General features: G+C 68.3%; 5 protein-coding genes. 4 read left to right on the forward strand and 1 reads right to left on the reverse strand.

The annotated features are described in order from the left end of the window. A partial coding sequence (locus tag WU80_RS24130) for an NAD(P)-binding protein (RefSeq protein ID WP_231633905.1) occupies positions 1 to 364 on the reverse strand: 364 nt, incomplete at its 3' end. A 204-nt stretch (positions 365 to 568) separates the two neighbouring features. Between WU80_RS24130 and WU80_RS24135 the strand changes: the two genes are divergently transcribed. The 4 genes from WU80_RS24135 to WU80_RS24150 all read left to right on the forward strand — a co-directional run. Then, on the forward strand, positions 569 to 1753 hold the full coding sequence (locus tag WU80_RS24135; protein WP_055405611.1) for an acyl-CoA dehydrogenase family protein: 1185 nt from the start codon (positions 569 to 571) through the stop codon (positions 1751 to 1753). Positions 1754 to 1762: 9 nt separating this feature from the next. Continuing rightward, positions 1763 to 2671, forward strand: a complete 909-nt coding sequence (bphC, locus tag WU80_RS24140) for a biphenyl-2,3-diol 1,2-dioxygenase (protein ID WP_055405612.1) — start codon at positions 1763 to 1765, stop codon at positions 2669 to 2671. Then, positions 2668 to 4134, forward strand: coding sequence for an FAD-dependent oxidoreductase (locus tag WU80_RS24145; RefSeq protein WP_055405610.1), 1467 nt, complete (start codon positions 2668 to 2670; stop codon positions 4132 to 4134). Before bphC ends, WU80_RS24145 begins: the two co-directional genes overlap by 4 nt. 137 nt (positions 4135 to 4271) lie before the next feature. After that, a partial coding sequence (locus tag WU80_RS24150) for an IclR family transcriptional regulator (RefSeq protein ID WP_156371860.1) occupies positions 4272 to 4666 on the forward strand: 395 nt, incomplete at its 3' end.

The following is a 4666-nucleotide window of genomic DNA, read 5'->3' on the forward strand; positions in this document are numbered from 1 at the left end:
GCCAGCGCAACGTGGTTTCGTCTAGTGCGCAGGACACGACGCGGGTGCGAAATGTGATGTCGCGGCGCAGGTCGAGTTTGTCGGCCACCCAGTTCAGATACGCGAGGATCTCCGCCTGGGTCGCGTACTTCTCGGTCCAGTTCCACTCTTGCTGCAATTCATCGGAGAAGGAATAGCAGTAATCGACGCTTTCGACGTCACAGCGCGCACCCGGATAGCGGTTGTAGTACCAGGTGCCGCCGAGCTCCGGCGCCGCCTCGAGGACCCGCGCGGACAGTCCCTGACTGCGGAGCTTGTGCAGGGCGTAGAGGCCGGCGAACCCCGCGCCGACCACGACAACGTCGACCGGCTCCGCGCTACTCACGGGCAGGGACGTTATGTCGTACCACCCCGACCGCGGGGGCCGATTCCCGGTCACCGGACACTGAGGTGACCTAGCCCCGGCCCGCGGGCGCCACCGTCGTGCAGTCAATTTCGACCGCTTTTTCGCCCGCTCATCGGGAAGGGCTTCGGCTGAGGCACGAACTGCGGTAGACCATTACTAAGCCCCCAGACGTAAGGAACCAACATGAGCGAACGGGTACTCGACCGGGTCGTGGCGATGGCGGATCAGTTGCGCGACCAGGCCGCCGAGGCCGAGCGGATCGGGCGGCTGACCGATGACACGGTCAAGCTGATGAAGGGCGCCGGCCTGATCCGGCTGCTGCAAACCAAGCAATACCAAGGCTTCGAGGCGCACCCCCGCGAATTCGCCGAGACGACGATGGCGACCGCTGCGCTGGACCCCGCGGCCGGCTGGATCGTCGGCGTGGTCGGCGTGCACCCCTATCAGTTGGCGTACGCGGACCCCAAAGTCGCCGCCGAGATCTGGGCCGACGACGTCGACACCTGGATGGCCTCCCCCTACGCGCCGCAGGGGGTGGCCAAACCCGTCGACGGTGGCTACATCTTCAACGGCCGCTGGCAGTTCAGCTCGGGCACCGACCACTGCGACTGGATCATCCTCGGCGCGATGCTCGGCGACGAGAAGGGCATACCGATCATGCCGCCCCAGATGCTGCACATGATCCTGCCCCGCAAGGACTACGAGATCGTCGAGGACTCGTGGAATGTGGTGGGGTTGCGGGGAACCGGATCCAAGGACGTCATCGTCAAGGACGCCTTCGTCCCGTCGTACCGGACGATGGACGCGACGAAGGTGATGGACGGCACCGCCCAGCGCGAGGCCGGCATGACCGAACCGCTCTATCTGATGCCGTGGTCGACGATGTTCCCGCTGGGCATCTCGGCGGCCACCATCGGCATTGCCGAGGGGGCGCTGGCCGCGCACCTCGACTACCAACGCGAGCGCGTCGGCGCCACCGGAACCGCGATCAAGGACGACCCCTACGTCATGTTCGCCATCGGCGAGGCCGCCGCCGATATCAACGCCGCCCGCCAGGAACTGCTGGCCAACGCCGACCGGATCTACGACATGGTCGCCGCCGGCAAGGAGGTGTCGTTCGCCGACCGCGCGGCCGGCCGGCGCACCCAGATCCGCGCGGTGTGGCGCGCGGTGTCGGCGGTCGACGAGATCTTCGCACGCTCGGGCGGCAACGCGGCCCGCATGGACAAGCCGCTGCAACGGTATTGGCGCGACGTGCACGTCGGCCAGCTGCACGCCATCCACATGCCGGGCACCACCTATCACGCGTCGGCGCTGAGTTCGCTGGGCATCGAACCGCCCGAGGGCCCGCTGCGGGCCTTGATCTAGGAGCAGATGTTGACCGACCTGAAAAGCCTGGGTTACATCACCATTTCGACCAACGACATCGACCGCTGGCGGCAATTCGCCTTCGGCGTCCTGGGTTTCGCCGAGGGTAAGGGCCCCGACCCCGAGGCGCTCTACCTGCGGATGGACGAGCGGGCGGCGCGATTGATCGTGGTGCCGGGTGAGACCGACCGGGTGCTCACCATCGGCTGGGAGGTGCGCGACCACCCGGCGCTGCAGCGGGTCAAGGCGACGCTCGACGGCGCGGGGGTGCCGTTCAAGCAGCTGTCCGTCGACGAGGCCGAGGCCCGCCGGGTGGAAGAGGTGATCAGCTTCGAGGACCCGGCGGGCACCACGCTCGAGGTCTTCCACGGCGCGGTGCTCGATCACAGCCCGGTGATCACCCCGTTCGGCGCGAGGTTCGTCACCGGCGATCAGGGGATGGGCCACGTCGTCGTGCCCGCGATGGATCCGGGCGGCGTGTTCGACTTCTACACCGAGGTCCTCGGTTTCCGTTCCCGCGGGGCGTTCCGGGTGCCGCTGCCGAAGGAGTTCGGCCCGGTGCGGGTTCGCTTCCTCGGGATCAACGAGCGCCACCACAGCCTGGCGATCGTGCCGGCCGCACACATGCGTGACCCTCGCCTGGTGCACATCATGGTCGAGGTCGACGCCCTCGACGCGGTGGGCCAGGCGCTGGACCGCGTCAACGCCGAAGGCTTCCAGTTGTCGTCCACGCTCGGGCGGCACACCAACGACAAGATGATCTCCTTCTACGTTCGCGCGCCCGGCGACTGGGACATCGAGTTCGGCACCGAAGGCATGCGAGTCGACGAAAACTATTACACGGCAGAGGAAATCACCGCCGACAGCTACTGGGGTCACCAGTGGATCGGTGAAATGCCCGCGGCCATGCGGCTATGACACCGGATACCGACGTCACGCCGGTCCCGGCCGCGTCGATCACCTCGTGGGATGACGAGGCCGACGTCGTCATCGCCGGCTACGGGGTGGCCGGCGCCGCGGCGGCGGTCGAGGCGGCGCGCTCGGGCGCCGAGGTTCTTGTCCTGGAACGCACCGGATCCTGGGGCGGCGCGGCGGCGATGGCGGGCGGGTTCATCTACCTCGGCGGTGGCACTGGAGTGCAAAAGGCTTGTGGCTTCGACGATTCCGTCGACAACATGGCGGCCTTCCTCAACGTCGCGATGGGACCCGGCGCCGACGAAGACCGGATCGCCGACTACTGCGCCGGCAGCGTCGCGCACTTCGACTGGCTGGTCGGCTGCGGTGTGCCGTTCAAGGCGGAGTTCTTCGCCGAGCCCGGCTGGGAACCGATGGGTGACCAGGGGCTGATGTACAGCGGCGGGGAAAACTCCTACCCGTTCAACACGATCGCCTCCCCCGCCCCGCGCGGGCACGTCCCGCAGATGTCGAACAAGAAGCAGGGTGAAGCGAGCGCGGGCTACATGCTGATGAAGCCGCTCGTCGAAACCGCCACGGCGGCCGGCGCGCGCGCTCTCTACGACGTGCGCGGGCAACGCCTCGTCGTCGAGGCCGACGGCAGGGTGGTCGGGATCCGCGCCCGCCGGTACGGCGACGAGATTTCGGTTCGGGCGCGGCGCGGGGTGGTGCTGGCCATGGGCAGCTTCGCCTACAACGACGCGATGGTGGCGCGCTACGCCCCGCGGATCGCCGGCCGCCCGGCCGCCTCGATCGAGCAGCACGACGGCCAGGCGATCCGGATGGCGCAGGCGCTGGGCGCCGACCTGGCGCACATGGATGCGACCGAGGTCGCGATCTTCATCGATCCCCAGCAACTGGTGCGCGGCATCCTGGTCAACGGCCGCGGCCAGCGCTACGTCGCCGAGGACACCTACCCGGGTCGCGTCGGGCAACTCACGCTCTACCACCAGGACAACACCGCCTACCTCATCATCGACAACGACGCCAACGAAGAGGCGAACGCGTCGTGGTCGCCCAAGTTCATGCTGCGCCAGGCGACCTGGGTGGCCGACACCGTCGCCGACCTGGAGCGCGACATGGGGCTGGCGCCCGGCTCGTTGCAGGCGACCGTGGCCGCGTACAACGAGGGCGCCGCGCGGGGCGAGGATCCGTTGCTGCACAAGAAACCCGAATGGCTCAAGCCGATCGGCTCGCCGGTGGGCGCCATCGATTTGCGGGAGAACACCGGCGGTTTCACATTGGGCGGGCTGGCCACCACGCTGAACGCCGAGGTGCTGCACGTCAGTGGGGAACCCATCCCCGGCCTCTTCGCCGCCGGGCGCTGCACCGCGGGGTTGGCCGCGTGGGGTTACGCCAGCGGCATCTCGCTCGGCGACGGCAGCTTCTACGGCCGCCGCGCGGGCCGGTCCGCGGCCAAGGGCTGAGCCCAGCCGCATCCTTCGCTGCCGCCCCGAAACTCGCCGACTTCCGCGATGCGTGACAACCGCCACACCGGTGTGCTAGGAATATATTCCTAATAGGAATATACCGGTCAGGCACACTTGGAGGATCGATGTCAGGCATCGCCGAACCCGCCACCCCGACGGCCGTCATCGACCGCATATCGCTGGTCCTCGACGCCTTCGAGGGGCCGGGGCGGCTCACCCTGGCGCAGATCGTCAGGCGCACCGGCCTGCCCCGCTCGTCGGCGCATCGGATGCTCGAACGCCTGGTGCAGCTGCGCTGGCTGCGCCGCAGCGGCCGGGATTACGAGCTGGGCATGCGCCTCGTCGAACTCGGATCGCTCGCCGTGCATCAGGACCGGCTGGTGCGGGCGGCCGGCCCGCTGCTGGGCGAATTGCACCGCGCCACCGGCCTTGTCGTGCACCTGGCCGTGCTGGACGGCCCGGACGTGGTCTACCTGGACAAGATCGGTGACCAGAGGATCCCCACCCGGGCTGTCTCTTATACACATCT

It is taken from the genome of Mycobacterium sp. UM_11, assembly GCF_001414075.1.
In the GTDB taxonomy this organism is placed as follows: Bacteria; Actinomycetota; Actinomycetes; order Mycobacteriales; family Mycobacteriaceae; genus Mycobacterium.